The sequence below is a fragment of the Pseudomonas asuensis genome, from assembly GCF_014646755.1.
Classification (GTDB): domain Bacteria; phylum Pseudomonadota; class Gammaproteobacteria; order Pseudomonadales; family Pseudomonadaceae; genus Chryseomonas; species Chryseomonas asuensis.
In genome coordinates this window covers 683,232-703,104 of sequence record NZ_BMNW01000001.1, presented here as the reverse complement: position 1 = coordinate 703,104, position 19,873 = coordinate 683,232, and the positions used below count along the sequence as shown (strand labels likewise).

Sequence of the window (19,873 nt, the reverse complement as noted above, 5' to 3'; positions counted from 1 at the left end):
GAGAATGAAGGTTCGCGTCTGTGTAGTGCTGCTGAGCTGCTTATGGCTAATCAGCTGCAGTAAGATCAATCAGGAAAATTACAATCGACTTAAAGCCGGTCAGACAAAGGCCGAAGTTGAAGATCTGCTGGGCAAGCCAGCGGAGTGCTCGGGCGCACTGGGATTATCAAGCTGCACATGGGGTGATCAGTCTTCTGCCTTCATCAGCGTGCAGTATGTCAACGACAAGGTTGTCATGTATGCAGGACAGGGGTTGCGATGAAAACATCTACTAAACTTTTATTACTGGCTGGCGCTGCAGGCTTGCTAGTTGCCTGTGCCAGCTCAACGAAAACTCCACCGCCCGAAACAGTTGGCTCGCTTGATCTGGAGCGTTACCAGGGCACATGGTATGAACAGGCGCGCCTGCCTATGTTCTTTCAGCGCAACTGTGTTCAGTCCGAGGCACATTACCACCTACGTGACGATGGAAGCGTAGCAGTGCTCAATCGCTGCCTGACACAGTCTGGTGATTGGGATCAGGCAACCGGTGTTGCCTCACCCATGAAGCCCGGCGTGACGGATCGGTTGGAAGTGCGTTTCGATACCTGGTTCAGTGGTGTATTTCCTAATATAGCCAAGGGTCCGTACTGGGTACTTTATATTGATCCGGAATACCGTAACGCTGTTGTGGGAAGCCCTGATCGCAAATACCTGTGGTTTTTGTCGCGCTCAACCGAAATCACACAGCAGCAGCGTGAGACGTTTCTAAGCGTTGCTAAAGCCAAGGGCTTCGATACATCGGGGCTGGTCTGGCGAGGCCAATCATCTAACTAATAGAGGGAGGTAAGCATGGCAGAGTCAGAGTTTCGCCTGTGGACCGACGCGTTCGCTGACAATAGTCTAATGTCCAGGCGGCAGGAGTTTGATGTTGAGGCCTTTGGCGTATCAGGTGAGAATATTTCACCTGCTCTTAAGTGGGAAAACCCGCCTGCGGGCACCAAAAGTTTCGCTTTGACGGTTTATGATCCGGACGCACCTACAGGTAGTGGATTCTGGCACTGGGTTGTAGTGAATATACCTGCCAATGTCATGGAGCTACAGGAAGGTGCTGGCCGCGCAGATGGGAACTTGCTGCCAGCGGGCGCATTGCAGTTGCGCAATGACTACGGGACCGTGGGGTTTGGCGGTGCAGCGCCGCCTAAAGGTGATAAGCCGCATCGCTATATCTTTCAGGTTCATGCGCTGGCAGTAGAGAACCTGCCTGTGCCCGCAGATGCTACCAATGCGGTAGCACGGTTCATGACGCACCTGAATCAAATAGCCTCGGCCACCTATACTGGTTTGTATGAATTGAAGTAATGGTTATCGGCCATAGCACCAGCAATGGCCGATTTTCACCGGCAGAGCATCAGGACGTTGTGAAAAGGTGCTCTGCCTCTTTGCATGTCAGGCATCTAACGCCTTTTGCCTTCATCTCTTCAATAAAGTGTTCTGCCAAGTGCTCGAAGCCAGGTACCGCATGCGAGCAATCCGTGAGCACTACCAGCTTATGAAGGTTTGAGTCACCAAAGTAGCTTGCTATATCTCTAACCGTTCCTGCAACACAGTGAGAAAGGGCTTCGCCTGCGATCAGTACAGTCTGGGCCTGTTTTAGCCAATCTAGCAGGCCTGTGTTTAGCTGTGTGCCAGGGTCATCAGGATCGGCGACTTCAGCGGCGATTGCTGAGTAATGCTCTGTATTGGGATTACTGCCTTTTGGAATGTAGTGAACCGTTCTCAAACGAGTCCTGCTCCACTCATTGAGCGCTTCGAGCAGGGGCGGGTATACGTTATGACCCCAGCTTCCAATCAAGCAGTGTTCTGGCCAGATAGTCAACTGATACCGCCCACGCTGGGCCAAGGCTTTTACATATTCAAGACTGTGGTTCTGCTTTTCTGGAGCTCGGGTTTTCCAGCGCCCTTGCTCGATATCGTCCAGGGAAATAACGGTGAAAGGGGGAGGGGAGAGCCTTTCGCTATCCTGCCACCAAGCAGGATGGGCAATATGAAGAGGCTGATGAGAGTCCAGCGTGACATGGATGGCATCTAATCTGTGCGCCCATGTATTAATCAGGCTGGCAACTTTTTGTAGATCAGCACTTGCTTCCGGAACTGGAAGCGTGGCACCTGCGAGATCACAAAAATCGTTTTGTGGATCGATAATCAGCAGTTGTACGGAATCGGCTGGAGGCATGAAAACGTCCTGAGCAGAGATAAACGTATGGGTACGTTGATACAGGCTTTTTAATAACGATGATTTACTGCCAGTCCGCTCGTGCCAGCTTCCAGTCATCGCCTTCCTTCCACCACTCTAGTTTTACGCTGTAATGGCGGGCGGCATCAGGTAGTAACCCTTCGGCTCCAGTCATGCCTACCTCAGCATCCGTGTAGCCCTTGTTCTGGTAAGTAGCATCGATATGGCTGTTTTTGCGAAAGGTAACGATATGAATATTTCGGTACTTTAGAAACATGCCTGCCATGGTTTGGCGTGCCCAAGTGCGATCATTCTGCTGTTGAGCCAGAAACTGCGGATGTAATTGCTCATAGACCGCTCCGGTTTTCTTGGCTTCTAAGTTAGCCTGTAATTGATCAGCCGCCTTATTCAGTGCTTCCTGAGGGTCGCTTTTGCAACCGGTCAGGAATAAGGGAAGCGAAGAAATGAGCAGGCAAACAGCTAAACGCATGACGAGAATTCCTTTTCTTGGTTAGGTTAGCGCTATGATGGCTATAGCACGGATAAATATGACGATGTTTTATCGCCACTGACAAGCCCGAAGGGGAGTAACATGCACAGCCTCTATCCGGAAATCAAGCCATACGCCCGCCACACTCTTGCTGTAGACGATCCACATGTCCTTTACCTGGACGAAAGCGGTTCACCGGATGGTCTGCCAGTGCTGTTCATCCATGGAGGACCCGGCGCAGGCTGCGATGCCTTGAGCCGGCGATTCTTTGACCCAGGTCTTTATCGTATCGTCACGTTTGATCAGCGCGGCTGCGGGCGTTCCACCCCTTACGCGAGTCTGGAAAAAAACACGACCTGGGATCTGGTCGCTGATATGGAGCGTATCCGCGAGCACTTGGGCATCGAGAAGTGGATGCTCTTTGGCGGATCCTGGGGATCAACCCTTGCGCTAGCCTATGCTCAAAAATATCCGGATCGTGTGCATGCCTTGATCCTTAGGGGCATATTCCTCTGCCGCCCAGAAGACTTCCATTGGTTCTACCAGGATGGAGCAAGCCGTCTTTTTCCTGATTATTGGCAGGATTATCTGGCGCCTATCCCAGAGCAGGAAAGAGGCAACCTGATACAGGCCTACTACAAGCGACTCAGCTGCCCTGATGAAATTGCGCAAATGGGTGCTGCCAGGGCCTGGTCTTGCTGGGAGGGTCGCACAGCGACACTTCGGCCTAATCCTGATGTCGTTGAACGATTTTCAGAACACGCGTTGTCCATTGCACGCATCGAGTGCCACTACTTTGTTAACAATGCGTTTCTTGAGCCTGATCAGCTCATCAGGGATATGCCTAAAATTGCTCATATTCCCGGCGTGATTGTCCATGGTCGGTATGACGTAGTATGTCCGCTGGATAACGCTTGGGCCCTACATAAGGCATGGCCAAGCAGCGAACTGCAAATTATCCGTGATGCTGGACATGCAGGCGGTGAGCCTGGAATCTGCGACGCCTTGGTACGTTCGACCGATGCCATGGCACGACAGTTGCTCAACGTTCCGCCGGAGGCTGAATGAGAGTCCTGATACAGCGCGTTACGCAGGCGCGAGTAGAAGTAGAAGGTGAAGTGGTAGGTGCGATCGACCAAGGGCTTCTGGCCTTGGTCGGTATAGAACCAAATGACAATGAGGCAACCTGCGAGAAGATGCTGCATAAGCTGCTTAACTATCGGGTCTTTTCAGACGCGGAAGGGCGAATGAATCGTTCGCTTACGGATGCAGGGGGGGGGTTGCTGCTGGTTTCGCAGTTCACACTGGTAGCTGATACGCAAAGTGGTTTGCGTCCAAGCTTTTCGACCGCCGCGCCGCCAGCTCAGGGTGCAGCGGTATTCCAGCATTTGGTAGGGCTGGCGCGTTATCGTCATGCCCAGGTGGCTACTGGGCAGTTTGGCGCTGATATGCAGGTTTCGCTGACCAATGATGGTCCAGTAACATTTTTATTATCTATTTGAGCAACAGACTCTTACAGGTTTTCTGGAAGTGTCTATGATTGCGCAGTTTGGAACGACCGACATGCTTTGTGCGGAATCATTCGCGATCTTATCAGTCCGACGACTGCTTATCCGTGAATGGCCTAATGCGTCGTTCAACGATTCGTACGCTGATTAAGGGGGCTGCGTTGTATTTGAATACTAATTCCAAGCCAGGTAAGGCTAAAGCCATCGTGCTGAGTTTCACAGCCATCATGGCAATGTTTGGTGCCAAAGCCTGGGCGTTTAGCCTTGATGACGTATCCGCGCAGGCTAAAAGTCTTGCCGAGCAAAAATTCGCTGCGCCCAAGAGCAATCTGCCTGCCGTCTTCCGTGACATGAAGTATGCTGATTATCAGCAAATCCACTTTCGCCAGGATAAGGCGCTGTGGTCTGGAGAGAAAACACCGTTCCAGTTGAACCTTTATCACCAGGGCATGCATTTTGACGTGCCGGTAAAGATCAACGAAGTCACTGCAACCGGTGTCAACGAGCTCAAGTACGATCCATCTTATTTCGATTTCGGCAATCTGCAGCTGGATCAGGCTGCCCTCAAGGATTTGGGATTTGCCGGTTTCCGCGTCACCTATCCGTTGAACAAACCTGACAAGCAGGATGAATTTGTGACCATGTTGGGCGCAAGTTACTTCCGCGTGGTGGGTAAGGATCAGGTGTATGGCCTGTCTGCTCGTGGTCTGGCTATCGATACGGCCTTGCCCTCCGGTGAAGAGTTTCCTCGTTTCCGTGAGTTCTGGGTAGAGCATCCACAGCCGGATCGTCGTAACCTGGTGATCTACGCCTTGCTGGATTCTCCTCGTGCTACGGGCGCTTATAAAATGGTCGTCACACCGGGCAGCGACAGCACAGTCGATGTGCAAGCCCGTGTTTATCTGCGCGATAACGTTGGCAAGCTGGGTATAGCACCACTGACCAGCATGTATTTGTTCGGGCCGAATCAGCCAAGCCCGCAGATCAATTATCGCCCCGCGTTGCATGATTCCAACGGCTTGGCCATTCATGCCGGTAATGACGAGTGGATCTGGCGCCCGCTGAATAATCCCAAGCGTCTTTCTATCAGCACTTATACAGTCGAGAATCCTAAAGGCTTTGGCCTGCTGCAGCGTGGCCGAGAATTCAGCCGCTATCAGGATCTGGATGATCGCTACGATCTGCGTCCTAGTGGGTGGGTCGAAACTAAAGGTGATTGGGGCAAAGGCAAGGTTGAGCTGGTCGAGATTCCAACACCTGACGAGACCAACGATAACATCGTGGCTTTCTGGACGCCCGATACGCTACCAAAGGCCGGTGAGCCTATTGATCTGAGCTATCGTCTGCACTTCACCATGGATGAGCCAGCTCTGCATTCTCCTGATGTAGCCTGGGTCCAGCAGACTCGCCTCTCTACCGGTGACGTCAAGCAGCCCAACTTGGTGCGTCAGCCAGATGGAAGCACTGCCTTTATCATTGACTTTGAAGGTCCGGTCCTCAAAAACCTGCCTGAAAATGCACAAGTGGCTTCTCAGGTTAGCCTTAACGACAATGGTGATCTGATCGAGAACAATGTTCGTTATAACCCTGTCACCAAAGGCTGGCGTTTAACGCTGCGTTTGAAAGTAAAGGACGCTACCAAGCCCGTAGAGATACGCGCTGCGTTAGCGGAAGGCGATAAGACGCTGACCGAAACCTGGAGCTATCAGTTGCCTGCCAATGAATAACCGTAAAGAAATAACACCCGTTCAGGACTACCTCGAGCGTTTACCGCTCGGGGAGACTGAGCGGAAGCAACTCGCGAGTAGAGTGGAGAGTACTGACGCAGAAGGCTTGGCTTCCCTTCATGGACAGCTTGGGACTACTGAGTCAGTAGGAAGCGATCCTGCTCTGGCCTCTGTAGAGGCACGCTTGAAAATGGGATGGGGCGACGCCCTGTCCGAAGGTGATCTGCTCACCGTTGATGCGCAGGGACGTGCCAATATTCGTACCATGCCTGCAATCACGCGCTCCCCGATGTTACCAGAGCCGTGGCGTACCAACCCTGTGGTGCGTATCTGGCAGCGTCTGTTAGGCCGCGGTCAAGAGGCTCGCCAGGCGCCAGATGAAGAAGCGGATGCTCATGCGCATTGGCGTAAAGTAGGCGCTTTCCGTCGCTTCATCCTGCTGGTACTCATGCTCCTTCAGACCGGTATCGCTACCTGGTATATGAAAGCAGTATTGCCCTATCAGGGTTGGTCATTGGTCGATCTTGGCGAGGTATGGAACCAAGGGCTTCTGGAATCGGCTACTCAGGTTCTTCCCTACGTATTGCAAACCAGCATCCTGTTACTGTTTGCGACCCTGTTCTGTTGGGTATCGGCAGGCTTCTGGACTGCCCTGATGGGGTTCTGGCAGCTACTGACCGGACGGGATAAATACAGTATTTCTGCCAGTACCGTAGGTGACGAGGTTATCGCACCCGAAGCGCGTACCGCCATTGTCATGCCGATCGCCAATGAAGATGTGGCCCGTGTATTTGCCGGTTTGCGCGCTACCTATGAGTCTGTGGCAGCAACAGGGCAGCTTGAGCATTTCGACTTCTTTATTCTGAGTGACAGTAATAATCCGGATAAATGTGTTGCTGAGCAGAAATCCTGGCTTGAGCTCTGCCATGCGGTAAAAGGCTACGGCAAGATTTTCTATCGCCGCCGTCGCCGTCGTGTGAAGCGCAAGAGCGGTAATATCGACGATTTCTGCCGTCGCTGGGGTAGTCAGTACCGCTACATGGTGGTGTTGGATGCGGACAGCGTTATGAGTGGCGAATGTCTGACGGGCCTTGTCCGTTTGATGGAAGCTAACCCGCGTGCAGGTATCATTCAGTCGGCCCCCAAAGCTTCTGGTATGGATACGCTGTATGCGCGACTTCAGCAGTTCGCTACTCGCGTATACGGACCGCTCTTCACTGCAGGCCTGCATTTCTGGCAACTGGGTGAGTCCCATTATTGGGGACATAACGCGATTATTCGCGTGAAGCCTTTTATCGAGCATTGCGCCCTGGCGCCTTTGCCCGGCAAAGGCTCATTTGCAGGCGATATTCTGTCCCACGACTTTGTTGAAGCTGCACTGATGCGCCGTGCGGGGTGGGGCGTCTGGATCGCCTATGACATGCCTGGCAGTTATGAAGAGCTTCCGCCTAATCTGCTGGATGAGCTTAAGCGTGACCGCCGTTGGTGTCATGGGAACTTGATGAATTTCCGCCTGTTCCTGGTAAAAGGCATGCACCCTGTACACCGTGCGGTGTTCCTGACGGGTGTGATGTCTTATTTATCTGCACCGCTCTGGTTCCTTTTCCTAGTGCTATCTACTGCACTTCTGGCTGTGCACAAGCTCATGGAGCCGCAATACTTCCTGCAGCCACGACAGCTGTTCCCAGTCTGGCCGCAGTGGCATCCAGAGCAGGCAATTGCCTTGTTCTCAACCACGCTGATTCTGTTGTTCCTACCAAAGTTGCTTAGCGTCATCTTGATCTGGGCTAAGGGAGCAAAAGAGTTTGGCGGGGGATTCAAGCTACTGTGCTCTATGCTGCTGGAAATGCTTTTCTCGGTCCTGCTGGCGCCCGTTCGTATGCTGTTCCATACAGTATTCGTAACTGCTGCTTTCTTGGGCTGGTCAGTGCAATGGAACTCGCCTCAGCGTGACGACGATGCTACGCCCTGGAGCGAAGCCTTCAAGCGTCATGGGTCGCAGATACTGCTGGGCCTTATCTGGACGGCTGGTGTAGCCTGGCTTGATCCGCGTTTCCTTTGGTGGCTATCGCCTATCGTGGTTTCGCTGATGCTTTCTGCAGTGGTATCAGTAGTATCAAGCCGTACCAATTATGGTCTGGCTGCACGTCGCTCAAGCCTCTTCCTGATCCCGGAGGAATATAATCCGCCCCGCGAATTGGTAGCGACCGAGGAATACCTGCAGCAGAACAACCAGACTGTTCTTCGTCATGGCTTCTTACAGGCGGTAGTCGACCCTGTAATCAATGCACTGGCATGTGGTATGGCGAAAGCACGGCATGCCAAGATCGTTCCTCAGGCCGAGACACTACGTCAGCAGCGACTGGAGAAGGTATTGGCGGATGGTCCCGAAAATCACTCGAACGCTCAGTGGGCTATTTTGAGCGATCCTGTTGGGATGTCTCGTTTGCACTTGCATGTTTGGCAGTCAGGTGATGCGCGCGAGCGCTGGGTGGAGGCATATCGACGTATCCTGCCGCTTCCTGTATCTGGTGAATCAAGCGCACTTACCGATGGGAATAGTGCTTCGCTTGTGCCAAGCCCTGCTCGATAAGGTTGGCATAATGCATAAAAAAAGCCCTAGTTGATAAAACAACTAGGGCTTTTTTTATAGATATTGAGTAAGCCCTTAAAACAAGCGGGCCAGAAGCGCTGTAACCGCTGTTTCTACACGAAGGATTCGCTCACCTAACTGAACAGGCTCAAGCCCTGCTTCATGCAGCTTATCTACCTCATAAGGTATCCAGCCGCCTTCCGGGCCAATTGCTAAGGTTACCGGGCCGTCTACTTGGCGAGGGCAGGGCGGGTAATGACCAGGGTGCCCTGTCAGTCCTAATGTTCCTTTAGCTATCGAGGGGAGGCGATCCTCGGCAAAAGGTTTGAAACGCTTTTCTATGATGATCTCAGGCAGCACGGTGTCGCGTGCCTGTTCCAAACCAAGGATCAGTTGCTCTCGAATAGCGGAAGATTCAAGAAAAGGTGTCTGCCAGAAGCTTTTCTCGACACGATAGCTGTTGATAAGGATCAAGCGGGGTACGCCCATACAGGAGATGCCCTGCAATATTCGGCGTAGCATCTTGGGGCGCGGAAGCGCCAGGACAAGTGTTATGGGTAATTTGCATGGAGCAGGCTGGTCCAGGCGAACCCTGATGCGGGCTGAGTTGGATGTGAAATCAAGGATTTCGCCTTCACCCATTAGGCCATTGAGCATTCCAACCCGTAGGGCGTCTCCGCTTTCAGCCTGGTGAATGTCTTTTAAATGGACAAAGCGTCGGTCTTTAAGGAGGACTTCGTTTTCTTCAACAAAGTCCTCCTGTTCTAACAGCAATAGGTTCACGGGCGGGTCGCTGGTGGCTGGTCCTCGTGAGGGGTTTCTTCGTCACGTGGCTCACGTTTACGAACGAAGCGCCCAAACAGAAGGCCAACCTCAAACAACAGCCACATGGGGATCGCTAGCATGGTCTGTGACAGAACATCAGGCGGGGTCAGGATCATGCCGACTACGAAGCACCCAATAATGACATAGGGGCGGATCTTCTTAAGATAGGCAACATCAACAATACCAATCCAGATCAGCAGGACGGTAGCCACAGGAATTTCAAATGCAGCGCCAAATGCAAAGAATAGCGTCAGGATGAAGTCCAGATAACTATTCAGGTCCGGCATCATCATGGCGCCTTCCGGCGTGATGCTTGAAAAGAAATGGAAGATCAGCGGGAAGACCAAGAAATAAGCAAAAGCCATCCCTGCATAAAACAGCAAAATGCTGGAAATAAGCAAAGGCAGCGCAACGCGTTTTTCATGCTTATACAGACCAGGCGCAATAAAACCCCATACCTGGGAAAGAATAACTGGCATAGCCAGAAATAAGGAAACGATAAGCGTCAGCTTGAAAGGTGCAAGAAAGGGCGACGTGACGTCTGTCGAGATCATCGTAGCGCCTTCAGGCAGAAACCTGCGGATAGGTTCTGACGCGAAGGCGTAGATCTTCTGGGCGAAGTAGAACAGACAGGCAAAAATCAGAAACGTCGCCAGCACACAACGCAGCAAGCGCGACCGCAGTTCAGTCAAGTGAGAGACCAGAGGCATTTCCTGGTCTTCATATTCAGGTTTTTTTTCGCTCATGGGGCTCGCGGTGGAGGAGAAGGCTGATCCTTGGACTCGCTGGAGGGCGGGACCACGTTACTAGGCGGAGCCGACTTGACGACAGGCAGGTCATCATTAGGCGGCGTTGGTGTTTCAGCCGACGGTGCTGGATTGCTAGTCTCTTGTCGAGCCTTGTCGCGTTGCTCCCAAGACAAAAGGTTTTCAGTATGAAGCTGGCGCCGTATTTCGTCGGCACCAATTTCACGCTCTACCTCTTGTCGTATGTTGTTGAAGCTACGCTTGAGGCGACCGATCCACAAGCCTGCAGTGCGTGCAGCACCCGGCAGGCGTTCTGGACCTAAAACCAGCAAGGCGACCAGGCTTATCAGGACTAACTCACTGAAGCTGATGCCAAACATAGTAGGTACTCAATCCTTACGGACAGGCTCTTCAACTTTGTGATGTTGAGCATCGATTGTGTGAGGCTGATTAAGCGGCGGCTTCTGCTGATCCTGGGCGGCCTTGTCTTCTTCTTCTGTATTCATGGCCTTACGGAAGCCTTTAATCGATTCACCTACATCCGTACCCAAGGTCTTAAGGCGCTTGGTACCAAATACCAGTACCACGACGATCAGGATGACGATCCAGTGTTTCCAGTCAAAAATACCCATAACATTACCTCATTAAAAATCAGGATTCGGATCGAGCAGCTTTTTCAGCATGTCCAGAAAGCCCAAAGCGGCGATCCAATTCATCAAGCACTGCCTGCGGGTGTTGACCTAGTGCAGCCAGCATGACCAGGCTATGAAACCAGAGATCCGCTGTTTCATAGATCAAGTCTTTCGAGTCTCCACTGCTGGCCGCATCTTTGGCTGCCAGAATAGTTTCTATGGACTCTTCTCCTACCTTCTCAAGGATCTTGTTTAGCCCCTTGTGGTAGAGGCTGGCTACATAAGAGCTTTCAGGCGCTGCGCCCTTTCGGGACTCAAGCACCTCTGCAATTTTGTTTAGCGTATCACTCATGGCTGTGCCCTGGCGTATATATAGCGTCGGGATCTTTCAGAACCGGATCAATCGTCTTCCAGGCTCCATCTTCAAACCGACGATAAAAACAGCTTTCACGTCCTGTGTGACAGGCAATACCGCCTAACTGCTCAACCATGAGAATGACGACATCAGCGTCGCAGTCAAGACGCAGCTCATGTAGCTTCTGTACATGACCAGAGTCTTCCCCCTTACGCCATAGCTTACGCCTTGAACGTGACCAATAAATGGCACGGTTTTCGGCTACAGTCAAAGTCAGGGATTCACGGTTCATCCAGGCCATCATCAGGACGCGTCCACTCTGATGGTCTTGAGCGATTGCCGGTACGAGTCCGTCACTGTTCCAATTGATTTCTTCAAGCCAGTCTTTCATCGTCTATCCGGCAAGTTACTATTTTTATTAGTCTGACAGCGCTAGCGCGGCCTGCCTACCCACGAATGATCAGATAGATGCCGGTTACGAGCATGATCCAGGCAGGCCATCCATCAGCCGCTGAGTGCAGTCCGGTCTGAAAAGCACCACCAATCAGCAAGACACCAAATAATCGAGGAAGCCAGTCGTTTTCGCGTCTCCCCCAAGGGTTGGGTGGGTCATTGCGATGGGGTTGAGTAATGCGCTCCAGCGTGTCGCGGGTCATCTGCGCTAAGTGTGGGATTTGCTCGATCTGCTGTTGGATGTTGCGAAGCACATGAGTTGGCCCCATCCGTTGGCGCATCCAACGCTCAAGAAACGGCTTGGCCGTTGACCAGAGATCCAGATCAGGATAAAGCTGGCGCCCCAGCCCTTCGATGTTCAAAAGCGTTTTCTGGAGCAGCACTAGCTGAGGCTGAATCTCCATGTTGAACCGGCGGGCAACCTGAAACAGGCGCAACAGCAGCTGGCCAAATGAAATATCTTTCAGCGGCTTTTCGAATATCGGCTCGCAAACGGTCCGTATGGCTGCCTCGAACTCATTGACCTGAGTAGTTGCCGGTACCCAGCCTGAGTCGATATGAAGCTGAGCTACCTTACGGTAATCCCTCTGGAAGAATGCCATAAGGTTTCTGGCCAGATAGTTCTGATCTTCTGGCGTCAGGCTTCCAATAATCCCACAGTCGACAGCAATGTATTTCGGGTCCCAGGGGTGCGCCGTGCTGACAAAGATATTGCCAGGGTGCATGTCCGCATGGAAAAAGCTGTCACGAAATACCTGAGTGAAAAAGATTTCGACACCACGCTCGGCCAAGAGCTTGAAGTCTGTGCCTTGGTCGCGTAGAGCATTCAAGTCGGTAACAGGAATACCATAGATGCGCTCCATGACCAGCACTCGCGGGCGGCACCAGTCCCAGTAGACCTGCGGCACGTAAAGCAGGGAAGAGTCTTCGAAGTTTCTTCTCAACTGACTGGAGTTGGCTGCTTCGCGTAAGAGGTCGAGTTCATCGTAGATGGTTTTCTCATAATCGGTAACGACTTCGACGGGATGCAGGCGACGTGCCTCTGCTGAAACTCGTTCTGCCATGCGTGCCAGCAGAAACAGCCAAGCCAGATCTTGAGAGATGATAGGTTTCAGGCCTGGCCGTACTACTTTGACAACGACCTCTTCACCTGTGCGGAGCTGCGCTGCATGCACTTGCGCTACTGAGGCTGAGGCCAGCGGGGTGATGTCGAATCGAGTAAAGACCTTAGCAAGCGGTGCGCCCAATTGAGATTCGATCAGCGCAATGGCTTTTTCGCCAGGAAAAGGCGGAACCTTGTCCTGAAGGAACATAAGTTCATTGGCCACATCTTCAGGGAGAAGATCACGGCGTGTGGAAAGGATCTGCCCAAACTTGATGAAAACAGGCCCCAAGCCCTCTAGTGCGAGGCGTAGCCGAGCGCCTCGGGACAGCGATTTGCGGGGGCGAGGTAACCAGCGCCATGGAAGAAAATACCCGGTCAGGCGTAAATACCAAGGCAGTGGAAGCGCATAAACCAGGTCGTCCAGGCGGTAGCGAACAACGACAAGGAAAATGCGCAGCAGGCGTCGAAGGGCAGCAAACAGCTTCATTGGTTATTTATGTCTGCGTTGAGCAAGGCGATCGATGCGCGCCTCGAGACGATCTACAGTTAGACGCAAAGCATCGATTTCCGCAAAGCGAGCATCGCCTTCTCGACGTCCAACCAGGGTGCGACTTTCTTCAGCTAGCCAGTCGGAGAGGCTTTGACGCAGACTTTCATGACTTTGATCCGTCCATCCACGACCTTTTCGGACGAATTGTCCGAGCAGCGCAGTGGCTACTGGGCCTATCCAGCGAGAGAGCTCGTATTCCCAGTCCAATTCCAGACTTTGAAGGATATCGGACAGCTCTATCAGCGCTGCACTGTCACCTTCGAGTGTCACATTAAAGCTGTGCAGTATCGCTGTTTTATTCTGACTCAAGGCCAGTTGGGCCAGCCGAGACGCAGGTGCTTTAAGTGTGCAATCGACTTCCGCTTCATGATGTGCAGCAAGGTGCAGACCATCATAGGCAGGGAGGATGAACAGCTTAAAGTTTGGAGTAGGGCAGTCTATGGCGATGACCTTACCTTGCAGGCCCGCAAGACGGCGTCCCGCTACAGCGTCCATCGCCAACAGGGAATTCAGGCCGCGCTCCAGTGCAGCCAGTACGGCCTGGGTCATTAGAATCATTAGGGTTTTATGCCACGGTGCAGGGCAACGATACCGCCCGTCATATTGTGGTAAGTCACACGTCCAAAACCAGTGGTTTCCATCATGGCTTTAAGCGTGTCCTGATCCGGATGCATACGGATCGACTCTGCCAGATAACGGTAACTGGCCGAATCGTTGGCGATCAGCTTGCCCATGAAGGGAAGAAGGCTGAAGGAGTAAGCATCGTAGGCCTTGGACAATAGCTGGCTGGTCGGCTTGGAAAACTCCAGGACCAATAGACGTCCGCCGGGCTTGAGTACGCGCAGCATGGAAGCAATGGCCGCTTCTTTGTGGGTGACATTGCGCAATCCAAAGGCAATGGTCACGCAATCGAAGTGATTGTCTGGAAAGGGCAGCTTTTCTGCGTCCGCTTGTACAAAGCTGACGTTATTAGCAATGCCTTCGTCCATCAGACGATCACGGCCGACTTTAAGCATCGAGTCATTGATGTCTGCCAATACGACCTCGCCACGGGGACCAACCAGTCGGGAAAACTGCTTGGTCAGATCCCCAGTGCCGCCTGCGATATCCAGCACACGGTTGCCACTTCGAACACCCGAAAGCTCAATAGTGAAACGTTTCCACAAGCGGTGAACGCCCGCAGACATCAAGTCATTCATCAGGTCGTATTTGGCTGCAACCGAATGGAAGACTTCAGCTACTTTTTGAGCTTTCTGACTTTCAGGTACGCTCTGGTAGCCAAAATGAGTGACGGGATCGGCCTCCGGGCCCTTGCGCTGATCGCTCATGACGCTTCACCTGCATTTGAATAAGCGACCATTCTAGCAGTGCTGATGCGCTGAGATGTCCCTTCTTGCCGGATAAAATCATCAGAAAACAGGTATTCCATGAGATAGGTCATTCTGACTTGTTAGTTCTCGTGCTTTTCGGTCAGGACAGCGGCCGTTATAGTCGCAGGCGAATTCGCTGGAGTACTTTATATGTCCCAAATCAGTATCGAACGTTCCCATTCGCTAGGTCTTGAAACTGCACGTGCCAAGGCAGGAGCGCTGGCCGAAAAGCTAACGCGTGACTATGGCGTGGAGTGTCAGTGGGAGGGCGATACGCTGCAATTTTCCCGTACGGGTGTCGATGGGCGTATCGAGGTAGGCGAGGATAAAGTACGTGTTGATGCAACCTTGGGGTTCTTCTTCTCGGCTTTGAGCTCGCAGATTGAGCATGAAATCGAGAAGAAGCTGGATAAAGCGCTACAGGCTTGAGTGTTACAGCATCAGCTTGACGACAGATACATCCGGATCTCTGGATTTACCTTCCCGGGCCAGTGCAAACAGGTACTCGGCCCACATCTGCTCCTGATTGCGGCCTAGCTCATAGAGATACTCCCAGGTAAACAAGCCACTGTCGTGACCGTCATCGAAAGTAATTTTCAGAGCATATTGACCGGCTGCTTCAATTTGACTGATGCCTACGTTCTTTTTGCCAAACTGCAGAACGGGATTACCGTGGCCCTGTACTTCCGCAGAAGGTGAGTGAACACGCAGAAATTCAGCTGGCAGTGTAAAAGACTCGGTGTCGTATTGGACTGTCAGGGTTTTGGACGCTTTGTGAAGCTGTATGGCCGTGGGCAAACGCATGGCAATAGGTCTCGCTGATAAGCTCGCAGCCCAAGGGCTGCGAGCGATAGGTTGTCGACGTCTTTATAGAATATAGCGCGACAGATCCTCGTCCTGCGCCAACTCGCCTAGATGGCCGTTGACATAGGCCGCATCGATACGGATAGGCTCGCCATTCTGCTGGCCTGCAAGATCTGCAGCGCTGAACGATACTTCTTCAAGTAGCCGTTCTAGTAGCGTATGCAGGCGACGCGCGCCGATATTTTCCGTTTTCTCATTGACCTGCCAGGCAATTTCCGCAATTCGGCTGATGCCTTCAGGCATGAATTCGACACCTAGACCTTCAGTCTTGAGCAGTTCGCGATACTGTTCAGTCAGCGAGGCGTGTGGCTCGGTAAGAATACGCTCAAAGTCCTGAGGCGTCAGAGCTTTCAGCTCTACCCGAATGGGCAGGCGACCCTGGAGTTCAGGCACGAGATCACTGGGCTTGGACAGGTGGAATGCGCCCGAGGCAATAAACAGAATATGGTCAGTTTTGACCATGCCCAGCTTGGTGTTTACGGTGCAGCCCTCAATCAGAGGCAGCAGATCACGCTGTACGCCTTCACGGGATACGTCAGCGCCACTGGTATTGCCACGTTTAGCAACCTTGTCGATCTCGTCAATGAAGACAATACCGTTCTGCTCAACCGCTTCAAGAGCACGGGCCTTGAGTTCTTCTTCATTGACCAGGCGAGCCGCTTCCTCATCACGGATCAGCTTGAAGGCTTCTTTGACCTTGAGCTTGCGGGTCTTCATCTTGCCCTTGTTCAGGCCAGAGAAAAGGTTTTGCAGCTGGCTGGTCATCTCCTCCATTCCAGGTGGCGTCATGATTTCGATACCCGCAGGTGCTTCAGCTACCTCGATATCAATTTCCTTATCGTCCAGCTGGCCTTCACGCAGGCGCTTGCGGAACAGTTGACGCGTATTGGAATCTTCGCTGCGAGTGGGCTCCTCACTGAAACCTACTGCACGTGCCGGAGGCAGCAGCGCATCAAGAATGCGCTCTTCAGCAGCATCTTCTGCACGATGACGCACTTTTACTATTTCCTGCTCGCGCAGCATTTTGACGGCCGCATCGGCCAGATCCCGAATGATGGATTCGACATCACGGCCTACATAGCCCACCTCAGTGAACTTGGTAGCTTCTACTTTCAGGAAAGGTGCGTTAGCCAGCTTGGCAAGTCGACGGGCAATTTCGGTTTTACCTACGCCTGTCGGGCCAATCATCAAAATGTTTTTTGGAGTGACTTCGGCACGCAGTTCCAATGGAAGCTGCATACGACGCCAGCGATTGCGCAGTGCAATGGCTACGGCGCGCTTTGCGTCATCCTGGCCGATAATATGGCGGTTAAGTTCGTGAACGATTTCACGCGGAGTCATAGACATGTCGTTATTCCGGCCGGACTCAGGAAGCGTCCAGCTCCTCAATAGTCAGGTTACGGTTAGTGAAGACACAAATGTCTCCCGCAATATTCAGTGCAGTTTCGGCAATCTCACGCGCACTCAATTCAGTGTGTGTGAGCAGGGCGCGAGCGGCAGCTTGTGCATAAGGGCCGCCAGAGCCCATGGCAATCAGACCTTCTTCGGGCTCAACGACGTCGCCATTGCCAGTAATGATCAATGAGGCATCTTTGTTAGCTACTGCCAGCATAGCTTCCAGCCGGCGAAGTGCGCGGTCAGTACGCCAGTCTTTGGCCAACTCTACCGCTGCACGAACAAGATGGCCCTGATGTTTGTCGAGTTGCTGCTCGAAGCGTTCAAACAAGGTGAATGCATCCGCCGTGCCTCCAGCGAAGCCTGCCAAGACCTGCCCGTGGTAAAGACGGCGGACTTTGCGTGCATTGCCCTTCATGACGGTATTACCCAGGGATACCTGGCCGTCGCCGCCAATGACGACTTTGCCGTTGCGACGCACTGAAACGATAGTGGTCAAGGGTGTTCTCCTGCTATGCCTTAAGCTATTGCCGGAGATATGGGGACGGCCTTCCAAGGCTTCAAGCCTTTTCCGGCCGCCATGTGTTATCGACCTTGGCGTTGCTGGAGCAGCAGGTTCTTGAAACCATTGCTGGCCAGCTGGCTTTGAGCCTGGGTCAATTGACTACGGTCCCGGAAGGGGCCGACCAGGACGCGATACCAAGTGTCATCCTTTACCTTGCCGGACTCTACCCGTACATCCTGACCGATCAGGATAATCTGGGCTCGAACACGGTCAGCATCAGCCTGGGTTCTGAACGAGCCAGCCTGGAGGAAGAACAACGTTACGGGAGGCTGAGCGGCAGCCTTAGGCTGCTGAGCTGCTGCTTGCGCAGTAGCTTGGGCAGGCGTCTGAGGCTGTTGTGGCGATCCTGCCGGTGGCTGCGTTGTTGACGGCGGAGGTGTTTCAGGCTTGGGTGGAGCTGGCGTTGTTTGTGGCACGGCATCCGGCGGAACGATAACTTCAGACTCCGGCAGCAGTGTATAGAAATCATACTTGGGCTTGACCGGTGTCGGCGTAGTAGGTGCCTCCTGCTTGGCCTTGGAAGTGACTTGCACTTCTTCACCTTTCGGTCGACGAACAGCATCGTTGCCCGGCTCGAGCTTCATCAGGAAGACTACAAAGCCACCAATGGCAAGGCCTGAAGCCAGCCATACCCAACCAGGGATAGGCTGCTTCTTGGCTGATGGCTGGTTTCGGCTTGCGCCTCGTTTAGGTGCTGCTTTCTTGGCCATATACGTCCGTTTACATGCGTTCCAGTGTATTCAGGCCTAGCAGTTCGAGACCTTGTTTAAGGGTACGTCCAGTCAGGGCGGCCAGCCGCAGGCGGCTCTGGCGTTGAGCAGGATCTTCTGCGTTAAGAATGGGGCAGTTCTCATAGAAGCTAGAGAAAAGGCCTGCAATATCGTAAAGGTAGGCACACAGCAGGTGCGGTACACCTTTTTCTGCGACTGAGTTGAGGACTTCACCAAACTGCGCCAGGCGAGCACCCAGCTCCTGCTCTTGTGGAGCGTCCAGGCGGATCTGGCCTTCTACTTCGTTATACCCTTTGCCAAGCTTACGGAAGATGCTGGCGACACGGGTATAGGCGTAAAGCAGATACGGCGCTGTATTGCCTTCAAAGCTGAGCATCAGCTCAAAGTTGAAGCTGTAATCACTCGTTCTGTGTTTCGACAGGTCTGCATATTTGACGGCACCGATGCCAACGGCGCGAGCAATTTCACGTAACTCAGCTTCTTCCAATGAAGGGTTTTTCTCTTTGACCAGGACGTAGGCGCGTTCTTCTGCCTCATCCAGCAAGTCGATCAGCTTGACCGTGCCGCCATCGCGGGTCTTGAATGGGCGACCGTCGGCGCCATTCATCGTACCGAATCCCATATGCTCCAAGCTCATGGATGGAGCAACAAAGCCGGCCAGACGTGCAACTTCAAATGCCATCTGGAAGTGCAGTGCCTGGCGCTGATCGACGAAATAAAGTACGCGATCAGCATTTAGGGTTTGGCTACGGTAACGCATGGCTGCCAAGTCGGTGGTCGCATATAGGTAGCCGCCACCTGCTTTCTGCACGATCACAGGAAGCGGATTGCCCTCTGCATTCTTGAACTCTTCAAGGAAGACACAGTGAGCGCCATCACTTTCGGTAAGCAGGCCTTTGGCATTCAGCTCGGTCACAATACCAGGCAAGTCGCTGTTATAGGCGCTTTCCCCTTTAACGTCCGCAGGTGTGAGCTTGACGTTCAGTCGGTCATAAACCTTCTGGCAGTGGCTTAGCGAGATATCGTTGAAGCGGTGCCATAGTTTTAGGCAGGACTCATCGCCCGCTTGTAGCCTGACAACCAGTTCGCGGGCGCGATCAGCAAATTCAGGAGAATCGTCGAAGCGTTTCTTGGCGGCTCGGTAAAACGTTTCCAGATCGGACAGTTCGCTTTCAGCGGCTACAGGCTGCTCTTCCAGATAAGCGAGCAGCATACCGAACTGGGTTCCCCAATCTCCGACATGGTTCTGCCGGATAACATCATCGCCCAGGAATTCGAGTACACGTGCAACAGCGTCACCGATGATAGTGGAACGTAGATGGCCTACGTGCATTTCCTTGGCCAGGTTAGGCGAGGAAAGATCTACTACAACACGCTGTTTAGGCGCTACCTTGCGGACAGTCAGTTGTCCGTCGGTTAGTGCCGCATCAAGGCGCTGAGCCAACTGTTCATGATTCTGGAAGAAGTTCAGAAAGCCTGGGCCTGCGATTTGTACCTGGCTGATACTGGCGTCGGCAGGTAGGGCTGCAATAAGTTTTTCTGCAAGGTCACGGGGCTTCATGCCGGCAGGCTTTGCGAGCATCATGGCGATGTTGCTGGCAAAGTCGCCGTGGCTTTTATCCTTGGTGTTTTCAACCTGGATGGTCGGCGTCAGACCCTCTGGCAAGATGCCTTCGGCAGTAAGGCGCTCCAAGGCGTTCTGAATAAGCTGTCGAATAGTGTCTTTCATGATCGTCTGGCCTTTGGCTC

The 19,873-nt window shown here is 52.9% G+C and carries 24 protein-coding genes; 8 read left to right on the top strand and 16 right to left on the bottom strand.

The window, feature by feature from the left end:
• The first annotated feature begins 4 nt into the window (after window positions 1-4).
• From IEX86_RS03200 to IEX86_RS03190, 3 genes are read left to right on the top strand one after another with little or no spacing between them, the layout of a single operon-like run.
• The gene (locus tag IEX86_RS03200) at window positions 5-262 is read left to right on the top strand and encodes a hypothetical protein (protein ID WP_188864600.1); all 258 of its coding nucleotides are present in this window, start codon (window positions 5-7) and stop codon (window positions 260-262) included.
• Complete coding sequence (locus IEX86_RS03195) at window positions 259-816, top strand: lipocalin family protein (protein WP_188864599.1); 558 nt, start codon at window positions 259-261, stop codon at window positions 814-816. The genes IEX86_RS03200 and IEX86_RS03195 overlap by 4 nt, the downstream gene beginning before the upstream one ends.
• A gap of 15 nt (window positions 817-831) precedes the next feature.
• Complete coding sequence (locus tag IEX86_RS03190; protein ID WP_188864598.1) at window positions 832-1,341, top strand: YbhB/YbcL family Raf kinase inhibitor-like protein; 510 nt, start codon at window positions 832-834, stop codon at window positions 1,339-1,341.
• 49 nt (window positions 1,342-1,390) lie between these two features.
• Here IEX86_RS03190 and IEX86_RS03185 read toward each other — a convergent pair whose 3' ends face one another.
• Window positions 1,391-2,215 carry a cysteine hydrolase family protein gene (locus IEX86_RS03185; RefSeq protein WP_188864597.1) on the bottom strand — a complete coding sequence of 275 codons (825 nt, stop codon included), beginning with the start codon at window positions 2,213-2,215 and terminating at the stop codon, window positions 1,391-1,393.
• A 64-nt stretch (window positions 2,216-2,279) separates the two neighbouring features.
• On the bottom strand, window positions 2,280-2,705 hold the full coding sequence (locus IEX86_RS03180; RefSeq protein ID WP_188864596.1) for a hypothetical protein: 426 nt from the start codon (window positions 2,703-2,705) through the stop codon (window positions 2,280-2,282).
• 102 nt (window positions 2,706-2,807) lie between these two features.
• Between IEX86_RS03180 and pip the strand changes: the two genes are divergently transcribed.
• The 4 genes from pip to mdoH all read left to right on the top strand — a co-directional run bounded on the left by pip (window position 2,808) and on the right by mdoH (window position 8,533).
• A complete protein-coding gene (pip, locus tag IEX86_RS03175) occupies window positions 2,808-3,773 on the top strand; it encodes a prolyl aminopeptidase (RefSeq protein WP_188864595.1) in 966 nt (321 codons plus the stop codon).
• Complete coding sequence (dtd, locus tag IEX86_RS03170) at window positions 3,770-4,207, top strand: D-aminoacyl-tRNA deacylase (RefSeq protein ID WP_188864594.1); 438 nt, start codon at window positions 3,770-3,772, stop codon at window positions 4,205-4,207. The genes pip and dtd overlap by 4 nt, the downstream gene beginning before the upstream one ends.
• Before the next feature lie 233 nt (window positions 4,208-4,440).
• Window positions 4,441-5,940, top strand: a complete 1,500-nt coding sequence (locus tag IEX86_RS03165) for a glucan biosynthesis protein G (protein ID WP_188864783.1) — start codon at window positions 4,441-4,443, stop codon at window positions 5,938-5,940.
• The gene (mdoH, locus tag IEX86_RS03160; RefSeq protein WP_188864593.1) at window positions 5,933-8,533 is read left to right on the top strand and encodes a glucans biosynthesis glucosyltransferase MdoH; all 2,601 of its coding nucleotides are present in this window, start codon (window positions 5,933-5,935) and stop codon (window positions 8,531-8,533) included. Before IEX86_RS03165 ends, mdoH begins: the two co-directional genes overlap by 8 nt.
• A 75-nt stretch (window positions 8,534-8,608) precedes the next feature.
• On the opposite strand, the gene IEX86_RS03155 is transcribed toward mdoH, so the two are convergent.
• The 9 genes from IEX86_RS03155 to ubiE are packed head-to-tail and all read right to left on the bottom strand — an operon-like array spanning window position 8,609 to window position 14,527.
• Window positions 8,609-9,316, bottom strand: a complete 708-nt coding sequence (locus IEX86_RS03155) for a 16S rRNA (uracil(1498)-N(3))-methyltransferase (RefSeq protein WP_188864592.1) — start codon at window positions 9,314-9,316, stop codon at window positions 8,609-8,611.
• Entirely contained in the window at window positions 9,313-10,104 is a 792-nt protein-coding gene (tatC, locus tag IEX86_RS03150) for a twin-arginine translocase subunit TatC (protein WP_188864591.1), read from the bottom strand. Before tatC ends, IEX86_RS03155 begins: the two co-directional genes overlap by 4 nt.
• On the bottom strand, window positions 10,101-10,484 hold the full coding sequence (gene tatB, locus IEX86_RS03145) for a Sec-independent protein translocase protein TatB (protein WP_188864590.1): 384 nt from the start codon (window positions 10,482-10,484) through the stop codon (window positions 10,101-10,103). Before tatB ends, tatC begins: the two co-directional genes overlap by 4 nt.
• Before the next feature lie 9 nt (window positions 10,485-10,493).
• The gene (locus IEX86_RS03140; RefSeq protein ID WP_188864589.1) at window positions 10,494-10,736 is read right to left on the bottom strand and encodes a twin-arginine translocase TatA/TatE family subunit; all 243 of its coding nucleotides are present in this window, start codon (window positions 10,734-10,736) and stop codon (window positions 10,494-10,496) included.
• Between the two features lie 19 nt (window positions 10,737-10,755).
• Window positions 10,756-11,088 (bottom strand): phosphoribosyl-ATP diphosphatase, encoded by a 333-nt coding sequence (locus IEX86_RS03135; protein ID WP_188864588.1) that lies wholly within the window; start codon window positions 11,086-11,088, stop codon window positions 10,756-10,758.
• Window positions 11,081-11,482: a phosphoribosyl-AMP cyclohydrolase gene (gene hisI, locus IEX86_RS03130; RefSeq protein WP_188864587.1), complete on the bottom strand. Its 402-nt coding sequence runs from the start codon at window positions 11,480-11,482 to the stop codon at window positions 11,081-11,083. The genes IEX86_RS03135 and hisI overlap by 8 nt, the downstream gene beginning before the upstream one ends.
• 55 nt (window positions 11,483-11,537) lie before the next feature.
• On the bottom strand, window positions 11,538-13,136 hold the full coding sequence (gene ubiB, locus IEX86_RS03125) for a ubiquinone biosynthesis regulatory protein kinase UbiB (protein WP_188864586.1): 1,599 nt from the start codon (window positions 13,134-13,136) through the stop codon (window positions 11,538-11,540).
• Between the two features lie 3 nt (window positions 13,137-13,139).
• Entirely contained in the window at window positions 13,140-13,757 is a 618-nt protein-coding gene (locus tag IEX86_RS03120) for a ubiquinone biosynthesis accessory factor UbiJ (protein ID WP_188864585.1), read from the bottom strand.
• Window positions 13,757-14,527, bottom strand: a complete 771-nt coding sequence (gene ubiE / locus IEX86_RS03115) for a bifunctional demethylmenaquinone methyltransferase/2-methoxy-6-polyprenyl-1,4-benzoquinol methylase UbiE (RefSeq protein WP_188864584.1) — start codon at window positions 14,525-14,527, stop codon at window positions 13,757-13,759. The genes IEX86_RS03120 and ubiE overlap by 1 nt, the downstream gene beginning before the upstream one ends.
• Before the next feature lie 192 nt (window positions 14,528-14,719).
• Between ubiE and IEX86_RS03110 the strand changes: the two genes are divergently transcribed.
• Entirely contained in the window at window positions 14,720-14,998 is a 279-nt protein-coding gene (locus tag IEX86_RS03110; protein ID WP_188864583.1) for a polyhydroxyalkanoic acid system family protein, read from the top strand.
• 3 nt (window positions 14,999-15,001) lie between these two features.
• On the opposite strand, the gene IEX86_RS03105 is transcribed toward IEX86_RS03110, so the two are convergent.
• The 5 genes from IEX86_RS03105 to argS all read right to left on the bottom strand — a co-directional run bounded on the left by IEX86_RS03105 (window position 15,002) and on the right by argS (window position 19,853).
• The gene (locus IEX86_RS03105; protein WP_010797020.1) at window positions 15,002-15,373 is read right to left on the bottom strand and encodes a gamma-butyrobetaine hydroxylase family protein; all 372 of its coding nucleotides are present in this window, start codon (window positions 15,371-15,373) and stop codon (window positions 15,002-15,004) included.
• Window positions 15,374-15,436: 63 nt separating this feature from the next.
• Window positions 15,437-16,780 (bottom strand): ATP-dependent protease ATPase subunit HslU, encoded by a 1,344-nt coding sequence (hslU, locus tag IEX86_RS03100; protein WP_188864582.1) that lies wholly within the window; start codon window positions 16,778-16,780, stop codon window positions 15,437-15,439.
• Between the two features lie 19 nt (window positions 16,781-16,799).
• Window positions 16,800-17,327, bottom strand: coding sequence for an ATP-dependent protease subunit HslV (gene hslV / locus IEX86_RS03095; RefSeq protein WP_010797022.1), 528 nt, complete (start codon window positions 17,325-17,327; stop codon window positions 16,800-16,802).
• A gap of 86 nt (window positions 17,328-17,413) precedes the next feature.
• Window positions 17,414-18,103 (bottom strand): SPOR domain-containing protein, encoded by a 690-nt coding sequence (locus tag IEX86_RS03090; RefSeq protein ID WP_188864581.1) that lies wholly within the window; start codon window positions 18,101-18,103, stop codon window positions 17,414-17,416.
• Between the two features lie 10 nt (window positions 18,104-18,113).
• Window positions 18,114-19,853, bottom strand: coding sequence for an arginine--tRNA ligase (gene argS, locus IEX86_RS03085; protein ID WP_188864580.1), 1,740 nt, complete (start codon window positions 19,851-19,853; stop codon window positions 18,114-18,116).
• Window positions 19,854-19,873: the final 20 nt, after the last annotated feature.

What these genes read in the sequence shown, in the direction of transcription:
- IEX86_RS03200 (WP_188864600.1), top strand. Translation starts at nt 5, where the DNA reads ATGAAGGTTCGCGTCTGTGTAGTGCTGCTGAGCTGCTTATGGCTAATC.
- IEX86_RS03195 (WP_188864599.1), top strand. Translation starts at nt 259, where the DNA reads ATGAAAACATCTACTAAACTTTTATTACTGGCTGGCGCTGCAGGCTTG.
- IEX86_RS03190 (WP_188864598.1), top strand. Translation starts at nt 832, where the DNA reads ATGGCAGAGTCAGAGTTTCGCCTGTGGACCGACGCGTTCGCTGACAAT.
- IEX86_RS03185 (WP_188864597.1), bottom strand. Translation starts at nt 2,215, where the DNA reads ATGCCTCCAGCCGATTCCGTACAACTGCTGATTATCGATCCACAAAAC.
- IEX86_RS03180 (WP_188864596.1), bottom strand. Translation starts at nt 2,705, where the DNA reads ATGCGTTTAGCTGTTTGCCTGCTCATTTCTTCGCTTCCCTTATTCCTG.
- pip (WP_188864595.1), top strand. Translation starts at nt 2,808, where the DNA reads ATGCACAGCCTCTATCCGGAAATCAAGCCATACGCCCGCCACACTCTT.
- dtd (WP_188864594.1), top strand. Translation starts at nt 3,770, where the DNA reads ATGAGAGTCCTGATACAGCGCGTTACGCAGGCGCGAGTAGAAGTAGAA.
- IEX86_RS03165 (WP_188864783.1), top strand. Translation starts at nt 4,441, where the DNA reads ATGGCAATGTTTGGTGCCAAAGCCTGGGCGTTTAGCCTTGATGACGTA.
- mdoH (WP_188864593.1), top strand. Translation starts at nt 5,933, where the DNA reads ATGAATAACCGTAAAGAAATAACACCCGTTCAGGACTACCTCGAGCGT.
- tatC (WP_188864591.1), bottom strand. Translation starts at nt 10,104, where the DNA reads ATGAGCGAAAAAAAACCTGAATATGAAGACCAGGAAATGCCTCTGGTC.
- tatB (WP_188864590.1), bottom strand. Translation starts at nt 10,484, where the DNA reads ATGTTTGGCATCAGCTTCAGTGAGTTAGTCCTGATAAGCCTGGTCGCC.
- IEX86_RS03140 (WP_188864589.1), bottom strand. Translation starts at nt 10,736, where the DNA reads ATGGGTATTTTTGACTGGAAACACTGGATCGTCATCCTGATCGTCGTG.
- IEX86_RS03135 (WP_188864588.1), bottom strand. Translation starts at nt 11,088, where the DNA reads ATGAGTGATACGCTAAACAAAATTGCAGAGGTGCTTGAGTCCCGAAAG.
- hisI (WP_188864587.1), bottom strand. Translation starts at nt 11,482, where the DNA reads ATGAAAGACTGGCTTGAAGAAATCAATTGGAACAGTGACGGACTCGTA.
- ubiB (WP_188864586.1), bottom strand. Translation starts at nt 13,136, where the DNA reads ATGAAGCTGTTTGCTGCCCTTCGACGCCTGCTGCGCATTTTCCTTGTC.
- IEX86_RS03120 (WP_188864585.1), bottom strand. Translation starts at nt 13,757, where the DNA reads ATGATTCTAATGACCCAGGCCGTACTGGCTGCACTGGAGCGCGGCCTG.
- ubiE (WP_188864584.1), bottom strand. Translation starts at nt 14,527, where the DNA reads ATGAGCGATCAGCGCAAGGGCCCGGAGGCCGATCCCGTCACTCATTTT.
- IEX86_RS03110 (WP_188864583.1), top strand. Translation starts at nt 14,720, where the DNA reads ATGTCCCAAATCAGTATCGAACGTTCCCATTCGCTAGGTCTTGAAACT.
- IEX86_RS03105 (WP_010797020.1), bottom strand. Translation starts at nt 15,373, where the DNA reads ATGCGTTTGCCCACGGCCATACAGCTTCACAAAGCGTCCAAAACCCTG.
- hslU (WP_188864582.1), bottom strand. Translation starts at nt 16,780, where the DNA reads ATGTCTATGACTCCGCGTGAAATCGTTCACGAACTTAACCGCCATATT.
- IEX86_RS03090 (WP_188864581.1), bottom strand. Translation starts at nt 18,103, where the DNA reads ATGGCCAAGAAAGCAGCACCTAAACGAGGCGCAAGCCGAAACCAGCCA.
- argS (WP_188864580.1), bottom strand. Translation starts at nt 19,853, where the DNA reads ATGAAAGACACTATTCGACAGCTTATTCAGAACGCCTTGGAGCGCCTT.